Annotated in this window: 13 protein-coding genes and 1 riboswitch; of the genes, 4 read left to right on the top strand and 9 right to left on the bottom strand. The window is 73.7% G+C overall.

Annotated features, from left to right (window positions below; genetic code table 11):
* Window positions 1-54 precede the first annotated feature (54 nt).
* Entirely contained in the window at window positions 55-870 is an 816-nt protein-coding gene (locus G7Z13_RS21670; protein ID WP_166005181.1) for a hypothetical protein, read from the top strand.
* 325 nt (window positions 871-1,195) lie between these two features.
* On the top strand, window positions 1,196-1,870 hold the full coding sequence (locus tag G7Z13_RS21665) for a hypothetical protein (RefSeq protein ID WP_240926301.1): 675 nt from the start codon (window positions 1,196-1,198) through the stop codon (window positions 1,868-1,870).
* 33 nt (window positions 1,871-1,903) lie between these two features.
* On the opposite strand, the gene G7Z13_RS21660 is transcribed toward G7Z13_RS21665, so the two are convergent.
* Window positions 1,904-3,358 (bottom strand): glycine hydroxymethyltransferase, encoded by a 1,455-nt coding sequence (locus G7Z13_RS21660; RefSeq protein ID WP_166001763.1) that lies wholly within the window; start codon window positions 3,356-3,358, stop codon window positions 1,904-1,906.
* A gap of 31 nt (window positions 3,359-3,389) precedes the next feature.
* Window positions 3,390-3,476: riboswitch (ZMP/ZTP riboswitch) on the bottom strand.
* A 105-nt stretch (window positions 3,477-3,581) separates the two neighbouring features.
* Here G7Z13_RS21660 and rocD point away from each other — a divergent pair.
* On the top strand, window positions 3,582-4,790 hold the full coding sequence (gene rocD / locus G7Z13_RS21655; RefSeq protein ID WP_166001761.1) for an ornithine--oxo-acid transaminase: 1,209 nt from the start codon (window positions 3,582-3,584) through the stop codon (window positions 4,788-4,790).
* Window positions 4,791-4,802: 12 nt separating this feature from the next.
* Here rocD and G7Z13_RS21650 read toward each other — a convergent pair whose 3' ends face one another.
* The 3 genes from G7Z13_RS21650 to G7Z13_RS21640 all read right to left on the bottom strand — a co-directional run bounded on the left by G7Z13_RS21650 (window position 4,803) and on the right by G7Z13_RS21640 (window position 7,871).
* A complete protein-coding gene (locus G7Z13_RS21650) occupies window positions 4,803-5,987 on the bottom strand; it encodes a glutathionylspermidine synthase family protein (protein WP_166001760.1) in 1,185 nt (394 codons plus the stop codon).
* A gap of 14 nt (window positions 5,988-6,001) precedes the next feature.
* The gene (locus G7Z13_RS21645; protein WP_166001758.1) at window positions 6,002-6,367 is read right to left on the bottom strand and encodes a hypothetical protein; all 366 of its coding nucleotides are present in this window, start codon (window positions 6,365-6,367) and stop codon (window positions 6,002-6,004) included.
* 121 nt (window positions 6,368-6,488) lie between these two features.
* Window positions 6,489-7,871, bottom strand: coding sequence for a PLP-dependent aminotransferase family protein (locus tag G7Z13_RS21640; RefSeq protein WP_166001756.1), 1,383 nt, complete (start codon window positions 7,869-7,871; stop codon window positions 6,489-6,491).
* Window positions 7,872-7,917: 46 nt separating this feature from the next.
* On the opposite strand from G7Z13_RS21640, the gene G7Z13_RS21635 reads away from it, so the two are divergent.
* Window positions 7,918-8,412 (top strand): carboxymuconolactone decarboxylase family protein, encoded by a 495-nt coding sequence (locus G7Z13_RS21635; protein WP_166001754.1) that lies wholly within the window; start codon window positions 7,918-7,920, stop codon window positions 8,410-8,412.
* A 123-nt stretch (window positions 8,413-8,535) separates the two neighbouring features.
* On the opposite strand, the gene G7Z13_RS21630 is transcribed toward G7Z13_RS21635, so the two are convergent.
* The 5 genes from G7Z13_RS21630 to G7Z13_RS21610 are packed head-to-tail and all read right to left on the bottom strand — an operon-like array spanning window position 8,536 to window position 15,757.
* Window positions 8,536-9,501 (bottom strand): ABC transporter substrate-binding protein, encoded by a 966-nt coding sequence (locus G7Z13_RS21630; protein WP_166001752.1) that lies wholly within the window; start codon window positions 9,499-9,501, stop codon window positions 8,536-8,538.
* Between the two features lies 1 nt (window position 9,502).
* A complete protein-coding gene (locus G7Z13_RS21625; RefSeq protein ID WP_166001750.1) occupies window positions 9,503-11,443 on the bottom strand; it encodes an ABC transporter permease subunit in 1,941 nt (646 codons plus the stop codon).
* Window positions 11,443-12,654: a glycine betaine/L-proline ABC transporter ATP-binding protein gene (locus G7Z13_RS21620; RefSeq protein WP_240926299.1), complete on the bottom strand. Its 1,212-nt coding sequence runs from the start codon at window positions 12,652-12,654 to the stop codon at window positions 11,443-11,445. The genes G7Z13_RS21625 and G7Z13_RS21620 overlap by 1 nt, the downstream gene beginning before the upstream one ends.
* Window positions 12,651-14,183 (bottom strand): GMC oxidoreductase, encoded by a 1,533-nt coding sequence (locus G7Z13_RS21615; protein ID WP_166001748.1) that lies wholly within the window; start codon window positions 14,181-14,183, stop codon window positions 12,651-12,653. Before G7Z13_RS21615 ends, G7Z13_RS21620 begins: the two co-directional genes overlap by 4 nt.
* Before the next feature lie 47 nt (window positions 14,184-14,230).
* Window positions 14,231-15,757 carry an aldehyde dehydrogenase family protein gene (locus G7Z13_RS21610; RefSeq protein WP_166001746.1) on the bottom strand — a complete coding sequence of 509 codons (1,527 nt, stop codon included), beginning with the start codon at window positions 15,755-15,757 and terminating at the stop codon, window positions 14,231-14,233.
* Window positions 15,758-15,804: the final 47 nt, after the last annotated feature.

The following is a 15,804-nucleotide window of genomic DNA, read 5'->3' as shown; positions in this document are numbered from 1 at the left end:
GAACGGGGGCGGGGGCCGCGTCGGGAACGGGCCGGGGAGGCCGGTGCCGGGGGGCTGCCCGAGGAGCTGCGAGCCCTGGGGCGGTCGCTGGATCCGCCCGGTGCGGCGGCCGGCGCCGAGACGATGGTCGAGCGGGTGCTGGGGCAGATACTGGCCGACCGCGTGCCGGTCCCGGTGCCCGAGCCCCCCGGTGCCGCCGGGCGGCTGCGGGTGGTACGGCGGTGGGCGCGGGAGCGCCGGCGCGCGCTGACGGCGACGCTGTGCGCGCTGCTGGCACTGCTCGCCCTCACGCCCCCGGTGCGGGCCGCGGTCACCGACTGGTTCGGCTTCGGCGGGGTCGAGGTGCGGTACGACCCGTCGGCGACCCCCTCGGCCGGTGTCCGGGTGCCGGGCTGTGGCCGCCACCCGGTGTCCCTGGCCGAGGCCGCGCGGCGGGCGGGCTTCGAGCCGCTGGTCCCGCCGGCGCTCGGCACCCCGGACGCGGTCGCGGTGACCGCCGAACCCCGGGGCCGCTTCCTGGTGTCCCTGTGCTGGCGCGAGGACGGCCGGACGATACGGCTGGACGAGTACCGGGCGCGGCTGGACGTCGGTTTCGTGAAGAGGGTGCCGCGGCAGCCGGAGTGGATACCGCTGCCCGGCACCGCCGGAGCGAACGGGGTGCCGGATCCCGCGCTGTGGTTCGCCGAGCCGCACCTGCTGGAGCTGTGGCTGGTGGACCCGGACGGCAGCCGCTTCACCCGCGAGCAGCGCCCGGCCGGCCCGACGCTGCTGTGGACGCACGGAAACGGCCGGAGCACGGTGACCCTTCGGCTGGAGGGCGTGGCGGAGAGGGAGCGGGCGGTGCGGATCGCGCGGTCGCAGCGGGGGTGACGGTGTGACGGCGGTGACGTGGTGACAACGGCGACGGTGGTGACGGCGGCCCGGGACGGCCGGAGATCGGGTGCGGGCGCGGGGATCGGGCGCGGGCGCGGGGATCGGGCGCGGCGGTGTGCACTGCGCGCAAGCGCGGCGAGCGGGCAGTGGACGAGGTGCGAGAAAGGGCGCGACAAAGGGCGCTGTGGGTGGGAACCCCGGCGGGTCGGGCGGTGTACCAGAAGTGACACGCGGCTCGGGGACGGGCCGCACAGGGATCACCGGGCTGGGGGTTCGGATGCGCGGACGGATGGAACGGGCGAGGGGCGGACGCCGTGGCCGCATGGCGTCGGCGGCGGCGCTGGGAGCGGCGACCGCAGTGACGCTGGCGGGAGTGGTGGGGAGCGCGCCGCCCGCGGTGGCCGGCGGGCCGACGAGCGTGCTGGTGGTCGCCCCGTCGACCGCGGAGGCGGCCGGGCTGACCTACTCCGACGAGAAGTACGGCGAGCTGGACCGGCTGCTCGGCCGGCCGGGCGCGGGCAGCCGCACCGAGCCGCCGGAGGCCGACCTGACCGGCGCGAGGCAGATCAACGTCACCTGGCTGCTGCACGACGTGGACCCCTGGCGCATGAACCGGGTCTTCGTGCACACCGGCTCCGAGACGGTCTGGATCCACACGGCGGCGACCCGGCCCCGCTCGGAGAACGGCTCCTGGCACCGCGCCGAGCAGCCGGCCGCGCTGCGCGCCCTGCTGGCGGAGCTGGGAGTGATGGGTCGCTCCCTGTCGCACAGCTCCGGGGAGCCCCGCGCGGCCGGGCCGGTGAGCGAGCCCGTGCCCTCCCCGGACCGGGCCGCCGCGTCACCGGGCACCGGCAGCGGCTGGTCCTGGGCGCTGCCCGCGCTCGGTGCCGGACTGGCCATCGGGGCGGGCGGCTCCCTGCTGATACGCCGCGCGGCGGCCCGGCAGGACGCCGGACCGCCGCGTGAGGAGCCACGACAGGAGCTGATCGACCGCTGAGCCCGGCAGGAGCCGGGGCACGGCCGCGCCCGGTCAGCCGAGGTCGATCTCCGGGTAGAGCGGGAAGCCGGCCACCAGGTCGGTGGCGCGGCGGGAGATCTCGTCGGCGACCTTCGGGTCGAGGACGTGGGCGGCCTTGGAGGGCGCGCCGGACTTGGTGGTGCCGGGCTCGGTGGTGGTGAGGACGCGGTCGATGAGGGCGGCGACCTCGTCCATCTCGGCGGTGCCCAGGCCGCGGGTGGTCAGAGCGGGGGTGCCGATGCGGATGCCGGAGGTGTACCAGGCGCCGTTGGGGTCGGCCGGAATGGCGTTGCGGTTGGTGACGATCCCGGACTCGAGGAGCGCGGCCTCGGCCTGGCGGCCGGTGAGGCCGTAGGAGGAGGCGACGTCGATCAGGTTCAGGTGGTTGTCGGTGCCGCCGGTGACCAGGGTGGCGCCGCGCCGCATCAGGCCCTCGGCGAGGGCGCGGGAGTTGTCCACGATGCGCTGGGCGTAGTCACGGAAGGAGGGCTGACGGGCCTCGGCGAAGGCGACGGCCTTGGCGGCCATGACGTGCGGCAGCGGGCCGCCGAGGACCATCGGGCAGCCGCGGTCGACCTGGTCCTTGAGGGAGTCGTCGCACAGGACCATGCCGCCGCGCGGGCCGCGCAGCGACTTGTGGGTGGTGGTGGTGACGATCTGGGCGTGCGGCACCGGGTCGAAGTCGCCGGTGAGGACCTTGCCGGCGACGAGACCGGCGAAGTGGGCCATGTCGACCATCAGGGTCGCCCCGACCTCGTCGGCGATCTCCCGCATGATGCGGAAGTTCACCAGGCGGGGGTAGGCGGAGTAGCCGGCGACGATGATGAGCGGCTTGAACTCACGGGCGGTGGCGCGCAGGGCCTCGTAGTCGAGGAGGCCGGTGGCGGGGTCGGTGCCGTAGGAGCGCTGGTCGAACATCTTGCCGGAGATGTTCGGGCGGAAGCCGTGGGTGAGGTGGCCGCCGGCGTCCAGGGACATGCCGAGCATGCGCTGGTTGCCGAAGGCCTGGCGCAGTTCGGCCCAGTCGGCGTCGGACAGGTCGTTGACCTGGCGGACGCCCGCCTTCTCCAGGGCGGGCAGCTCGACCCGCTGGGCGAGCACGGACCAGAAGGCGACGAGGTTGGCGTCGATGCCGGAGTGCGGCTGGACGTAGGCGTGGCGGGCGCCGAACAGCTCCCTGGCGTGCTCGGCGGCGAGCGACTCGACGGTGTCGACGTTGCGGCAGCCGGCGTAGAAGCGGCGGCCGACGGTGCCCTCGGCGTACTTGTCGCTGAACCAGTTGCCCATGGCGAGCAGGGTGGCCGGCGAGGCGTAGTTCTCGGAGGCGATCAGCTTGAGCATCTCGCGCTGGTCGGCGACCTCCTGGCCGATGGCGTCGGCCACGCGCGGCTCGACGGCGCGGATCACGTCGAGGGCGGCTCGGAAGGCGGTGGACTCGGCGGAGAGGGGAGCGGACGCGTCAGACATCAGGACCTCCGGACGTGGCGTTCGGCGTACACGGTTCGGCCCAGGCGCACGGCACAGTTTCCCGGGCCGCTCCCCGATGGTCGGTCCCATCCCAAGCGCGCCAGTCACGGCCCTGTCTGAAGCCTACCGGGCGCGCCGCGGAGCGCAGTTCCCGCGTCCATCATGCGAGCGAGGATAGGAAGGAGGGCGTCCTCACGCTTCCGGTTCACCTTCTGGAGGGGCCATGACCGCCACGGACGACCTGATCGCGACCGCCGAGGCCCACAGCGCGCACACCTATCACCCGCTTCCGGTGGTGGTCGCCCGTGCGGACGGGGCGTGGATGACGGATGTGGAGGGGCGGCGCTATCTGGATCTGCTGGCCGGCTATTCGGCGCTGAACTTCGGGCACGGCAACCGGCGGCTGGTCGAGGCGGCGAAGGCGCAGCTGGACCGGGTGACGCTGACGTCGCGGGCGTTCCATCACGACCGGTTCGGTGCGTTCTGCGCGCGGCTGGCGGAGCTGTGCGGGATGGAGATGGTGCTGCCGATGAACACGGGGGCGGAGGCGGTGGAGACGGCCGTGAAGACGGCACGGAAGTGGGGCTACCGGGTGAAGGGGGTGCCCGCGGAGATGGCGAAGATCGTGGTCGCGGGCGGCAACTTCCACGGGCGGACGACGACGATCGTCAGCTTCTCCACCGATCCGGAGGCGCGGGCGGACTACGGCCCGTACACGCCGGGGTTCCAGATCGTGCCGTACGGGGACGTGACGGCGATGCGGGAGGCGCTGACGGAGAACACGGTCGCGGTGCTGATCGAGCCGATCCAGGGCGAGGCGGGGGTGCTGGTGCCGCCGGCCGGCTATCTGCCGGCGGTGCGGGAGCTGACGCGGGAGCGGAACGTGCTGCTGATCGCGGACGAGATCCAGTCGGGGCTGGGGCGCACGGGGCGGACCTTCGCGTGCGAGCACGAGGGGGTGGTGCCGGACGCGTATGTGCTGGGCAAGGCGCTGGGCGGCGGGATCGTGCCGGTGTCGGCGGTGGTGTCGTCGGCGGAGGTGCTGGGGGTGTTCCGGCCCGGGGAGCACGGGTCGACATTCGGCGGGAATCCGCTGGCGTGCGCGGTGGCGCTGGAGGTCATCGCGATGCTGCGGTCGGGTGAGTACCAGGCGCGGGCGGCGGAGCTGGGTGCGCATCTGCACCGGGAGCTGGCGGCGCTGGCCGGGACCGGGCGGGTGACGCAGGTGCGCGGGCGGGGGCTGTGGGCGGGGGTGGACGTGCATCCGCGGTACGGCACGGGGCGGGAGGTGTCGGAGCGGCTGATGGACCGGCGGGTGCTGGTGAAGGACACCCACGGGGCGACGATCCGGATCGCGCCGCCGCTGGTGATCGGGAAGGAGGACCTGGACTGGGGGCTGGCGCAGCTGCGGGCGGTGCTGGACATCGCCTGACGTCCGGGCGCGCTACAGGATCACGTGGGGGAGGAAGCGGGCGTACTCGTCGGTGATCAGGCCGGAGGACTCGCGGATGCCGAGGCCGGCCGCCTCGCCCTCGACGACCCAGGTGCCGAGGACGACGTGGTTGCCGTCGAAGGCGGGGAGGGGGGCGAGCTGCTGGTAGCAGCAGGGTTCGTCGCGGACGGCGGGCGGGGTGCCCGGCGGGTGGACGGTGACGCCGGCGCCCTCACGGCCGAGCAGGGGCTTGGCGACGTAGCCGGTGGTGACGGCGAGGTCACGGGGGCCGTCGAGGTGGGCGGGGAGGAGGTTGGGGTGGCCGGGGTACAGCTCCCAGAGGATGGCGAGGAGCGCCTTGTTGCTGAGGAGCATCTTCCAGGCGGGCTCGATCCACAGGGTGGTGCCGGTGCCGCCGCCGTTGTCGAGGGTGTCGAGGACGTGGCCGGCGAAGCGGTCGGTGGTGAGCCATTCCCAGGGGTAGAGCTTGAAGCAGCTGCGGATGAAGCGCAGCCGCTGGTCGACGAAGCGGCCGGAGAGGCGGTCGAAGCCGATCTCCTCCATGGAGATCCAGGCGGTGTCGAGGCCGGCCTGGTCGGCGGTCTCCTTGAGGTAGGCGACCGTCATCAGGTCCTCGCCGAGTTCGTCGGCGCTGGAGTGGGCGAAGTAGAGAGGGCTGCCCGGCGGCAGGAGGCGGGCCTGCCGGCGCCAGGCGTCGACGAGGCGTTCGTGGAGGGAGTTCCACTGGTCGGCGCCGGGGAAGCGCTCTTCCATCCAGAACCACTGGGGGGAGGCGGCCTCGACGAGGGAGGTGGGGGTGTCGGCGTTGTACTCGAGCAGTTTGGCGGGGCCGTGGCCGTCGTAGCGCAGGTCGAAGCGGCCGTAGAGGGAGGGGAGTTCGGCACGGCGGTGCCAGGCCTCGGCGACGGCGGCGGCCACGCGGGGGTCGGTGATGCCGAGGTCGGCGAAGCGGTCGGCGGTGACGATGTGGTCGGCCGCGGCGAGGCACATGCGGTGCAGTTCCTCGACGACCTCTTCGAGGGCCTCGATCTCCTCCAGGGAGAAGACGTAGTAGGCGCTCTCGTCCCAGTAGGGGCGCAGCAGGCCGTCGGGGTGGCGGGTGAGCGGGTAGATCAGGCCCTGTTCCTCGACGGTCTGCTGCCAGCCGGGGCGTGGCTCGGTGGTGCGGCGTTCCATGGGGCGGGGCGCGCTCAGCCGCCGCCGCTGCCGGAGCCGGAGCAGCCGAAGCCGCCGCGGTCGACGGCTTCCTCGCGGCTGAAGGTGCCGTTGTCGGCGTAGCCGCCGCTGACGTCGGCGTCGTAGTACCAGGCGGCGTCGGCGTCCCGGCCGCGGCCGGTCTTCTTGCCCTTGCCGCCCTTGCCCTTGCCGTAGGAGGAGGAGCCGGAGGAGCAGTTCTTGTCGGCGATGACCTTGTAGCCGTTGAGGTAGTCGTAGCTGTCGCGGTCGACGCAGCGGCGGTCGGGGTCGGAGCCGCAGGAGGTGAGGGCCGCGGCGATCACGCCCATTCCGCCGAGTACGACGGTGCTGGAGCGCAGCCGCCGCCGGTTGTCCGTCATGTGGTTCTTCTCCCCGTCGTCCCCGTCGCGACGGTTGTTCCCGTCGCGACCGTCGTCCTCGCGTCGCCGGGCCCATGGCACCGACCCGTGATCATACGGTGCGTGACGGAGCATGGTCACATCAAGGCAGGACGTTGCACAGGGCTTCCAGGGTTCCCGCCCAGGCGTGGTCGGGCGGGGTGCCGTAGCCGACGACCAGGGCGTCGACGGGGCGGCCGGTGGCGGCGGGGTGCCGGTAGCGGGCCAGGCCGTGCAGGGCGAGGCCGCGCCAGGCGGCCGCGCGGACCACGGAGTGTTCGGTGCCGGGCGGGAGGCGGAGCACGGCGTGCAGTCCGGCCGCGATGCCGGTGACCGTCACCTCGGGGGCGCGGGCGGCGACGGCGGCGACCAGGGCGTCGCGGCGGCGCCGGTAGCGCAGCCGGGCGGCGCGCACGTGCCGGTCGTAGGCGCCGGAGGTGACGAACTCGGCGAGGGTGAGCTGGTCGAGGACGGGCACGGCACACCCGCCGAGCGCGCGGACCTCGTCCACCAGCGGCGGGGGCAGCACCATCCAGCCCAGGCGCAGCCCGGGGGCGAGGGATTTGCTGGCGGTGCCCAGGTAGACGACGTGTTCGGGGCCGAGGTCCTGGAGGGCGCCGACGGGCTGGCGGTCGTAGCGGAACTCGCCGTCGTAGTCGTCCTCCAGGATCAGTCCGCCGGTGCGGCGGGCCCAGTCGACGACGGCCGCGCGCCGCTCGGGCCGCAGGGCCACGCCCATGGGGAACTGGTGGGAGGGGGTGAGCAGGACGGCTCCGGCGCGGTCCAGCCCGTCGAGCACGGTGCCGGACGCGTCGAACGGCAGCGGTGCGGTGCGCAGCCCCGCCCGCTCGACCAGGTCCCAGTGCACGTCGAGGCCGTACGACTCGACGGCGAGGGTGTCGAGGCCGCGCGCGTGCAGCAGCTGGGCGAGCAGGTGCAGCGCGTGGGCGAAGCCGGCGGTGACGACGATCCGGTCGGGGTCGGCGCGCACGCCGCGGGCGCGGGCGAGGTAGCCGGCGAGGGCGGTGCGCAGTTCGGCGCGGCCGCGGGGGTCGCCGTAGCCGAGGGCGTCGTTGGGGGCGGCGGCCAGGGCGCGGCGGGCGGCCTTGAGCCACTGGGCTCGGGGGAAGGAGGCGAGGTCGGGGGTGCCGGGGACGAGGCTGTACGCGGGGCGGCCGGTGCGGCTCGGGGTGGGGGCGGGGCGCCGCGCGGGCGGCGGCACGGGGCGGTCGGCGACGCGGGTGCCGGAGCCCTGGCGGGCGGTGAGCCAGCCCTCGGCGACCAGGTCGGCGTAGGCGCCGGCGACGGTGTTGCGGGCCAGGCCGAGGTCGGCGGCGAGGGAGCGGGAGGAGGGCAGCCGGGTGCCGGGCGCGAGGCGGCCGGTGCGGACGGCGTCGCGCAGGGCGTCGGTCAGGCCCCGGCGCACTCCGCCGCCGGCCGGTTGGAGGTGCAGGTCGATGCCCAGAGTGGCCCACGGTTTCGGCATGGAAATGGACCATACGCCTGGGCTGCTTTCTTCCTAGGGTCGAGACATGACCACCGACACCGTGACCTACGCCCCCGAAGCCGCCCCCCGTCTGGAGTGGGCGAAGCTCGTTCCCGATGTCTACAAGGCGATGATCCGGCTCGACGCGGCCGCCCGGCAGGGCCTGGACCACACGCTGTACGAGCTGGTGAAGATCCGCGCCTCGCAGATCAACCGCTGCGCGTTCTGCATCGACATGCACACCAAGGACGCCCTCGCGGCCGGTGAGAGCGTGGAGCGGATCGTCCAGCTCAGCGCGTGGGAGGAGTCCCGGCACTTCTACACGGAGCGGGAACTCGCCGCGCTGGAGCTGACGGAGGCGGTGACCGTCCTGACGGACGGGTTCGTGCCGGACGAGGTGTACGAGCGCGCGGCGCGGCACTTCGAGGAGACGGAACTGGCCCAGCTGATCGCCGCGATCACCGTGATCAACGCCTGGAACCGGTTCGGAGTGACCTGCCGGATGACGCCGGGGCACTACCAGCCGGGCGACCACAGGTGACCACGGCCCGCTCCACCGCCCCGGCCTCCCGCCATCCGGCGGGAGGCCGGGGACGGCGCCGTCGAGGAGCGTGAGCGGGCCGCGCTCGCGCTGACCGCGGCGGTCACCGTCTCTCGGACGGGTTCATGCCTTGCGGGGTGGCAGCCAGGCCCGCCACGTCGACTCGTGCCGCTCCGCCCACTTCTTCGCCGCCGTCTCGGGGCTGAGCCGCTGCTCGGCGATCATCAGGGAGACCTCGTTCTGGTCCTCGGTGGTCCACCGGAAGTTCTTCAGGAAGGCCGCCGCCGCGCCGCCCTTCTCGGCGAAGTCGGTGTTGAGGTACTTCTGCAGCGGCGTGTGCGGGTAGGCGCAGGCGACCTTCGCCGGGTCCGCGTCGCAGCCCTCCTTGTGGGGCGGCAGCTTCACCTCGGTCATCGGGACCTTCTGGAACAGCCACTGCGGGGAGTACCAGTACGTCAGGAAGGGCTTCTTCTCCTTGGCGAACTGCTTGATCTGGGTGATCTGCGCGGCCTCGGAGCCGGCGAAGACGACCTTGTAGTCCAGGCCGAGGTTCTTCACCAGGGCCTTGTCGTTGGTGACGTAGGACGGGGAGCCGTCCATCAGCTGGCCCTTGCCGCCGCTCTCCGCGGTGCGGAACTCGTCGGCGTACTTGTTGAGGTTCTTCCAGTGGGTGACGTCCGGGTGCTTCTTCGCGAAGTACGTGGGGACGTACCAGCCGATGTGCCCGGTCACCCCGAGGTCGCCGCCCCGGGTGACGGTCTTCTTCTCCTTGACGTACCGCTGTTCCTGCTCGGGGTGGCCCCAGTCCTCCAGGAGCGCGTCGACGCGGCCCTGGCTCAGGGCGTCCCAGGCGGGGATCTCGTCGACCTGGACGGTGTCGACGCGGTAGCCGAGTTCGTGTTCCAGCAGGTACTGGGCGACGGCCACGTTGGCCTGGGCGCCCACCCAGGACTGCACGGACAGGGTGACGGTCTTCGCGCCCCGGGCGTTCGCGAACGGCGAGGCCTGCCGGGTCATGTCGGCGGCGCCGCAGCCGGTGGCCAGCGTCAGCACGGTCGCCGAGGCGATCAGGGTGGTACGGCGGAACATGTCACGCTCCCTTCGTCGTGCGGCGGTCGGTGGGCTGGGTGACCCGGTCGAGCGTCAGGCCCAGGCAGACGATGGCCGCGCCGGCGACCAGGCCGGTCGCGAGGTCGCCCTGGGCGAGGCCGAACACGACGTCGTAGCCGAGCGCGCCGCCGCCGACCAGGCCGCCGATGATGACGACGGCGAGGACGAGCACCACGCCCTGGTTGACCGCGAGCAGCAACGAGCGGCGGGCGAGCGGCAGTTGCACCTGGCGCAGCTGCTGGCCGCCGGTCGCGCCGAGCGAGCGGGCCGACTCCAGCGCGGCCGCGTCGACCTGGCGCAGGCCCTGCGAGGTGATGCGGACGACCGCGGGCAGCGCGTAGACGACGGCGGCGGCGACGGCCGGGGCGCGGCCCACGCCGGCGAGCGCGACGACCGGGATCAGGTACACGAACTGCGGCATCGTCTGGCAGACGTCCAGGACCGGCCGCAGCAGCCGTTCGACGCGGTGGTTGCGCGCGGCCGCGACGCCGGTCGCGACGCCGAGGACGAGGGTGACGGCGACCGCGGCCAGCACCTGCGAGAGCGTGTCCAGCGACGGCTCCCACACGCCGAGGACGCCGATCGCGGCCATGGCCAGCACGGCGGTCAGGGTGGTGCGCCAGGTGCCGATCAGCCAGGCCAGGGCGGCGACGATCAGCAGCACCGACCACCACGGCAGCCACTGGAGGCCGTCGCGCAGCGGGTCGAGGACCCAGGTGGTGAAGCGGGCCGCCCAGTCGGCGGTGCCGCCGATGACGGGCACCCCGGAGTACAGGTGGGCGGTCATCCAGTCCACGGCCCGGTTGACCGGCTCGGCGATGTTCACCGTCCAGGCGTCGGGCCAGTCCGTACGGTCCGTCAGGGGCCCCGCGACGGCCACGGCCGCGGTGGCGCCCAGGGCGAACGGCCACAGCCACCGGCCCGACGGGGCGGTACCGTCCGCGCCCGCCGCGCCCGTCACGCGGTCCAGCACGACGGCGAGCAGCACGATCGGGATGCCCGCCGCGAGCGCGGCGCCCACGTCGACCGAGGCCAGCGCCTGGTAGACGCGGTCGCCGAGGCCGCCGGCGCCGATCACCGAGGCGATCACCGCCATGGACAGCGCCATCATGATCGTCTGGTTGACGCCGAGCAGGAGTTCCTTGCGGGCCAGCGGGATCCGGGCGGTCAGCAGCCGCTGCCGCGCGGTCGCGCCCAGCGACTCCACCGCCTCCAGCACGCCCCGGTCGGCGCCGCGCAGGCCGAGCGCGGTGAGCCGGGCCATGGGCGGGGCGGCGTAGACGACGGTGGCGAGGACGGCGGCGGGCACGCCGATGCCGAAGACCAGCACCACCGGCAGGAGGTAGGCGAAGGCGGGCAGCACCTGCATGGTGTCCAGCACCGGCCGCAGCAGGCGGTCCATGCGCGCGGACAGTCCGGCGGCGAGTCCCAGCAGGCCGCCGACGGCGACCGAGGCGAGCACCGCGACCACCATCAGGGCCAGCGTCTGCATGGTCGGCACCCACATGCCGAGCAGGCCGCAGGCGAGGAACGCCGTCGCCGTGCCCAGGGCGAGCCGCGGGCCGGCGGCCCGCCAGGCGAGGAAGGCGCCGAGTGCGGTCACGCCGGCCCAGCCGAGGGTGAGGAGGGCGAGGTAGACGGCGCGTACGGAGAGCACGACGGCGTTGCTGACGTGCCCGAAGAAGTACAGGAACAGCGGGTGGCTGTCCCGGTTGTCGATGATCCAGTCGCTGGTGCTGGTGAGCGGGCCGGTGAGGTCGACGGTGAGCGCGTCCGGCCAGGTGCCGCTGGACCAGCGGGCGTGGGCCAGGGGGACGAGGACCGCCGCGATCAGCGCGAGGGTGGCCAGCTTGACGGCGGGGCGGCTGCGCAGGAGGGCGGTGGGGAGGGTGCGTACGGGGATCGCGGTGAGCGTGGCCATCAGACGGCCTCCGAGTGGGGGCCGGCGGCGCGGCTGCCCGCGGCCGCGTGGGGACGGCCGCCCGAGGCGGCGTCCGCCCGGCCGCCCGCGGTCACGCCCCCGGGGCTGCCGCCTCCGGGACTGCCACCTCCCGGACCGCCGCTTCCGGGGCTGTTCTCCGCCACGCCCGCCACGACCTCCAGCAGGCTCTCGTGGTCGACGACGCCGAGGCAGCGCGGGCCGTCCATGACCCGGGCGGGCGCGCCGCTGCGGGCCACGGCCTCGATGGCCTCCGCCACGGTCGCGCGCGGGGACACCGCCGGGCCGCTCCCCGCCTCCTCCACCGAGGCCGGGCGCATGGCCGTGCGGACGGTCATGACCTGCTCGCGGGGCACGTCGCGGACGAACTCGCGGACGTAGTCGTCGGCCGGGGAGCCGACGATCTCCTCGGGGGTGCCGAGCTGCACGACGCGGCCGTCGCGCATCAGCGCGATCCGGTCGCCGAGCTTCAGCGCCTCGCCGAGGTCGTGGGTGATGAAGACCATCGTGCGGCCCTCCTCGCGGTGCAGCCGGACGACCTCCTCCTGCATGTCCCGCCGGATCAGCGGGTCGAGGGCGCTGAACGGCTCGTCGAAGAGCAGCACCTCGGGGTCGACGGCGAGGGCGCGGGCGAGGCCGACGCGCTGCTGCTGGCCGCCGGAGAGCTGGCCGGGGCGCCGCTGTTCCATGCCTTCCAGGCCGACCTTGGCGACGACCTCGGCGGCCCTGGCACGCCGTTCGGCCTTGCCGACGCCCTGGATCTCCAGGCCGTAGGCCACGTTGTCGAGGACCGTGCGGTGCGGGAGCAGGCCGAAGTGCTGGAAGACCATCGCCGCGCGGTGGCGGCGCAGTTCGCGCAGCCGGGCCTTGTCCATGGCGCGGACGTCCTCGCCGTCGATGACGATCGTGCCGGCCGTCGGCTCGATCAGCCGGGTCAGACAGCGCACCAGGGTGGACTTGCCGGAGCCGGACAGGCCCATGACGACGAAGACCTCGCCCTTGCGGACGTCGAAGGACACGTCCCGCACGGCCGCCGTGCAGCCGGTGCGCTCGCGCAGCTCGGCGGGGGCGAGGGCGACCAGCTCGGGGTCGGCGGGAACGCGGTCGGCCTTGGGGCCGAACACCTTCCACAGGCCGTCGACCGAGAAGACGGGCGGGGTGAGGGTCTCGGGGGCGGGGCGGGCGGTACTCATCGGGCGTCACCACCGATCAGGTCGACGGCGCGCTCCCCGACCATCAGCACCCCGATCATCGGGTTGACGGCGGTCATGGTGGGGAAGACCGACGCGTCGGCGATCCGGATGCCCTCCAGGCCGCGGATGCGCAGTTCGGGGTCGACGACGGCCAGTTCGTCGTCGGCGGCGCCCATCTTGCAGGTGCCCGCGGGGTGGTAGACGGTGTGCGCGGCCCTGCGGGCGTACTCGCTCAGCTCGGCGTCGCCGACGACCTCGGGGCCGGGGCACACCTCGCGCTTGAGCCAGCCGGCCAGCGGCGCGGTCTTCGCGATCTCGCGGGCGATGCGGATGCCGTCGACGAGGGTGCGGGCGTCGTAGTCGTCCTCGTCGGTGAAGTAGCGGAAGTCCAGGGCGGGCTTCACGGCCGGGTCGGCGCTGGTCAGGTAGAGCCGGCCGCGGGACTTCGGCTTGGGGATGTTCGGGGTCATGGACACCCCGTACGGGGGCCGCTCGTAGCCCAGGCGCTCGGGGTTGTCCGTGAAGGGGATCTGGTAGAAGTGGAACATCAGGTCGGGGCCCTGGTGGCCGGGGTCACGGCGCACGAACAAGCCCGCGTCGGAGTCCATCGCGGAGTTCTCCGGGATGGGCCCGTGGGTCTCCCAGACGATCACCGACTCGGGGTGGTCGAGCAGGTTCTCGCCGACGCCCGGCAGATCGTGGACCACGGGTATGCCCAGCGCCTCCAGATCGGCCGCCGGTCCGATGCCGGAGTGCAGCAGCAGCCGCGGGGAGTCGATCGCGCCCGCGCACAGCACGACCTCGTTGCGGGCGCGGATCAGCAGTTCCTCGCCGTCCTTGGTGCGCACGTGGACGCCCTCGGCGCGGGTGCCGGTCAGCTCCAGCCTGTACGCCCAGGTCTCCAGCAGGATCGTGAGGTTGGGGCGCTCGTCCATCACGGGGTGGAGGTACGCCACCGACGCCGACGAGCGCTTGTTGTCCTCCGGGTGGTAGGCGAGGTCGAAGAAGCCGACGCCCTCGGTGAACGGCTTCTTGTTGAAGCCCTCGACGCGCGGCACGCCGAGCGCGGCCTGCGCGGCGTCCACGAAGTCGCGGGCGATGGCGTTGCGGTCCTTCTCGTCGACGGGAACGATGTTGTTCTTCAGGCGCGCGTAGTACGCCTCCATGGCGACCGCGCCCCAGCCCTTGGCGCCGGCCTCCTCCCACTCGTCCCAGTCGGACGGCAGCGGCTTGAAGGCGATCAGCGTGTTGTGGGAGGAGCAGCCGCCGAGGACGCGGGCGCGGCTGTGCCGGATGTGGGAGTTGCCGCGGGGCTGTTCGACGGTGGGGTAGTCGTAGTCCAGCTCGCCGCCGAGCAGGCCCATCCAGCGGCGCAGGGTGAGCACGTCGTCGCGGCCGACGTCGCTGGGGCCGCCCTCGATGACGGCGACGGTGACGTCCGGGTTCTCGGTGAGGCGGGAGGCGATGACGGAGCCTGCCGTGCCGCCTCCGATGACGACGTAGTCGTAGACGTGGTTGTTCTCGGACATGGGGGTACTCCAGGTGGGGCTGGAAGAGGGTGCGGGGAAGGGGGAGGTCAGCCGGCGAACCAGCGGACGGGCTTCGGGGCGAGGTTCTGGTAGACGTGCTTGGTCTCGCGGTACTCGGCGAGCCCGGCGGGGCCGAGTTCGCGGCCGGTGCCGCTCCTGCCGAAGCCGCCCCACTCCGCCTGCGGGAGGTAGGGGTGGAAGTCGTTGATCCAGACGGTGCCGTGCCGCAGCCGGCCGGCGACCCGGCGGGCCCGGCCCGCGTCGGCGGTCCAGACGGCGCCGGCCAGGCCGTACTCGGTGTCGTTGGCGAGGGCGACGGCCTCGTCCTCGGTGCGGAAGGTCTCGACGGTGAGGACGGGACCGAAGACCTCCTCGCGCACCACGCGCATCTCGCGGTGGCAGTGGTCGAGGACGGTCGGCTCGTAGAAGTAGCCGCTTCCGGGCCGGATCCCGCTGGGCTCGGGGCGCTTGCCGCCGCAGCGCAGTACGGCCCCCTCCGCCAGCGCGGAGGCGACGTACGCCTCGACCTTGGCCCGGTGCTGCTCGGAGACCAGCGGGCCGCACTCGACGCCGTCCGCCGTGCCCCGGCCGAGCCGGATCCTCTGCGCGCGGCGGGCGAGTTCGGCGACGAAGCGGTCCCGGACGGACTCCTCGACGATCAGGCGGGCGCCGGCCGAGCAGACCTGGCCGCTGTGGATGAAGGCCGCGTTGAGGGCCTGGTCGACGGCGGTGTCGAAGCCCTCCTCGGTGGCGCAGGCGTCGGCGAAGACGACGTTGGGGTTCTTGCCGCCGAGTTCGAGGGCGACCTTCTTCACGGTGGGCGCCGCGGCCTGGGCGACCTTGACGCCGCTGGCCAGGCCGCCCGTGAAGGAGACCAGGTCGACGTCGGGGTGCTCGGCGAGGCGGGCGCCGACCGTGTGGCCGGGGCCGGTGACGAGGTTGGCCACCCCGGCGGGCAGCCCGGCCTCCTCCAGCAGCGCGAGCAGGGCGATCGTCGTCATCGGCGTGATCTCGCTCGGCTTGACGACGAAGGTGTTGCCGGCCGCGAGCGCGGGCGCGATCTTCCAACTGGCCTGGAGCAGCGGGTAGTTCCAGGGGGTGATCAGCGCGCAGACGCCGACCGGCTCGTGGACGACCACGCTGTGGACGTCGGACGAGCCCGCGTCGACGACCCGGCCGGGGGCCTCCGCGGCGACGAGGTCGGCGAAGTAGCGGAAGGCGTCGGCCACGCAGTCGATGTCGACGCGGCCCTCCTCGACCGTCTTGCCCGCGTCGCGGCTCTCCAGCAGGCCCAGCTCCTCGCGGTCGCGCACCAGCAGGCCGGCGACGCGGCGCAGCAGGGCGGCGCGCTCGGCGGCGGGGGTGCGCGGCCAGGCGCCGGCGCCGCCGTCGAAGGCGGCGCGGGCGGCCTCGACCGCGAGGTCCGCGTCCTTCTCGTCGCCCTCGGCGACCACGGCGAAGGGTGCGGCGTCCGCGGGGTCGAGGATCGCGCGCGTGGCCCCGGAGACGGCGTGCCGCCACTCGCCTGCCGCGTGGATGCTCTTCCGAGCCTGGAGTTCCGTACTGTCCGCCATGCCTGGTGTCGCCTCTCGTTCCTGTGTGTCCCCCCGCTCAGGACCGT

The sequence above is a fragment of the Streptomyces sp. JB150 genome (genome assembly GCF_011193355.1).
In the GTDB taxonomy this organism is placed as follows: domain Bacteria; phylum Actinomycetota; class Actinomycetes; order Streptomycetales; family Streptomycetaceae; genus Streptomyces.
The sequence above is the reverse complement of the archived record's forward strand: the minus strand, read 5'-3'. Positions and strand labels throughout refer to the sequence as shown.

Coding starts and splice junctions, on each gene's coding strand:
- G7Z13_RS21665 (WP_240926301.1), top strand. CDS start 1,196: ATGGCGTCGGCGGCGGCGCTGGGAGCGGCGACCGCAGTGACGCTGGCG.
- G7Z13_RS21660 (WP_166001763.1), bottom strand. CDS start 3,358: ATGTCTGACGCGTCCGCTCCCCTCTCCGCCGAGTCCACCGCCTTCCGA.
- rocD (WP_166001761.1), top strand. CDS start 3,582: ATGACCGCCACGGACGACCTGATCGCGACCGCCGAGGCCCACAGCGCG.
- G7Z13_RS21650 (WP_166001760.1), bottom strand. CDS start 5,987: ATGGAACGCCGCACCACCGAGCCACGCCCCGGCTGGCAGCAGACCGTC.
- G7Z13_RS21645 (WP_166001758.1), bottom strand. CDS start 6,367: ATGACGGACAACCGGCGGCGGCTGCGCTCCAGCACCGTCGTACTCGGC.
- G7Z13_RS21640 (WP_166001756.1), bottom strand. CDS start 7,871: ATGCCGAAACCGTGGGCCACTCTGGGCATCGACCTGCACCTCCAACCG.
- G7Z13_RS21635 (WP_166001754.1), top strand. CDS start 7,918: ATGACCACCGACACCGTGACCTACGCCCCCGAAGCCGCCCCCCGTCTG.
- G7Z13_RS21630 (WP_166001752.1), bottom strand. CDS start 9,501: ATGTTCCGCCGTACCACCCTGATCGCCTCGGCGACCGTGCTGACGCTG.
- G7Z13_RS21625 (WP_166001750.1), bottom strand. CDS start 11,443: ATGGCCACGCTCACCGCGATCCCCGTACGCACCCTCCCCACCGCCCTC.
- G7Z13_RS21620 (WP_240926299.1), bottom strand. CDS start 12,654: ATGAGTACCGCCCGCCCCGCCCCCGAGACCCTCACCCCGCCCGTCTTC.
- G7Z13_RS21615 (WP_166001748.1), bottom strand. CDS start 14,183: ATGTCCGAGAACAACCACGTCTACGACTACGTCGTCATCGGAGGCGGC.
- G7Z13_RS21610 (WP_166001746.1), bottom strand. CDS start 15,757: ATGGCGGACAGTACGGAACTCCAGGCTCGGAAGAGCATCCACGCGGCA.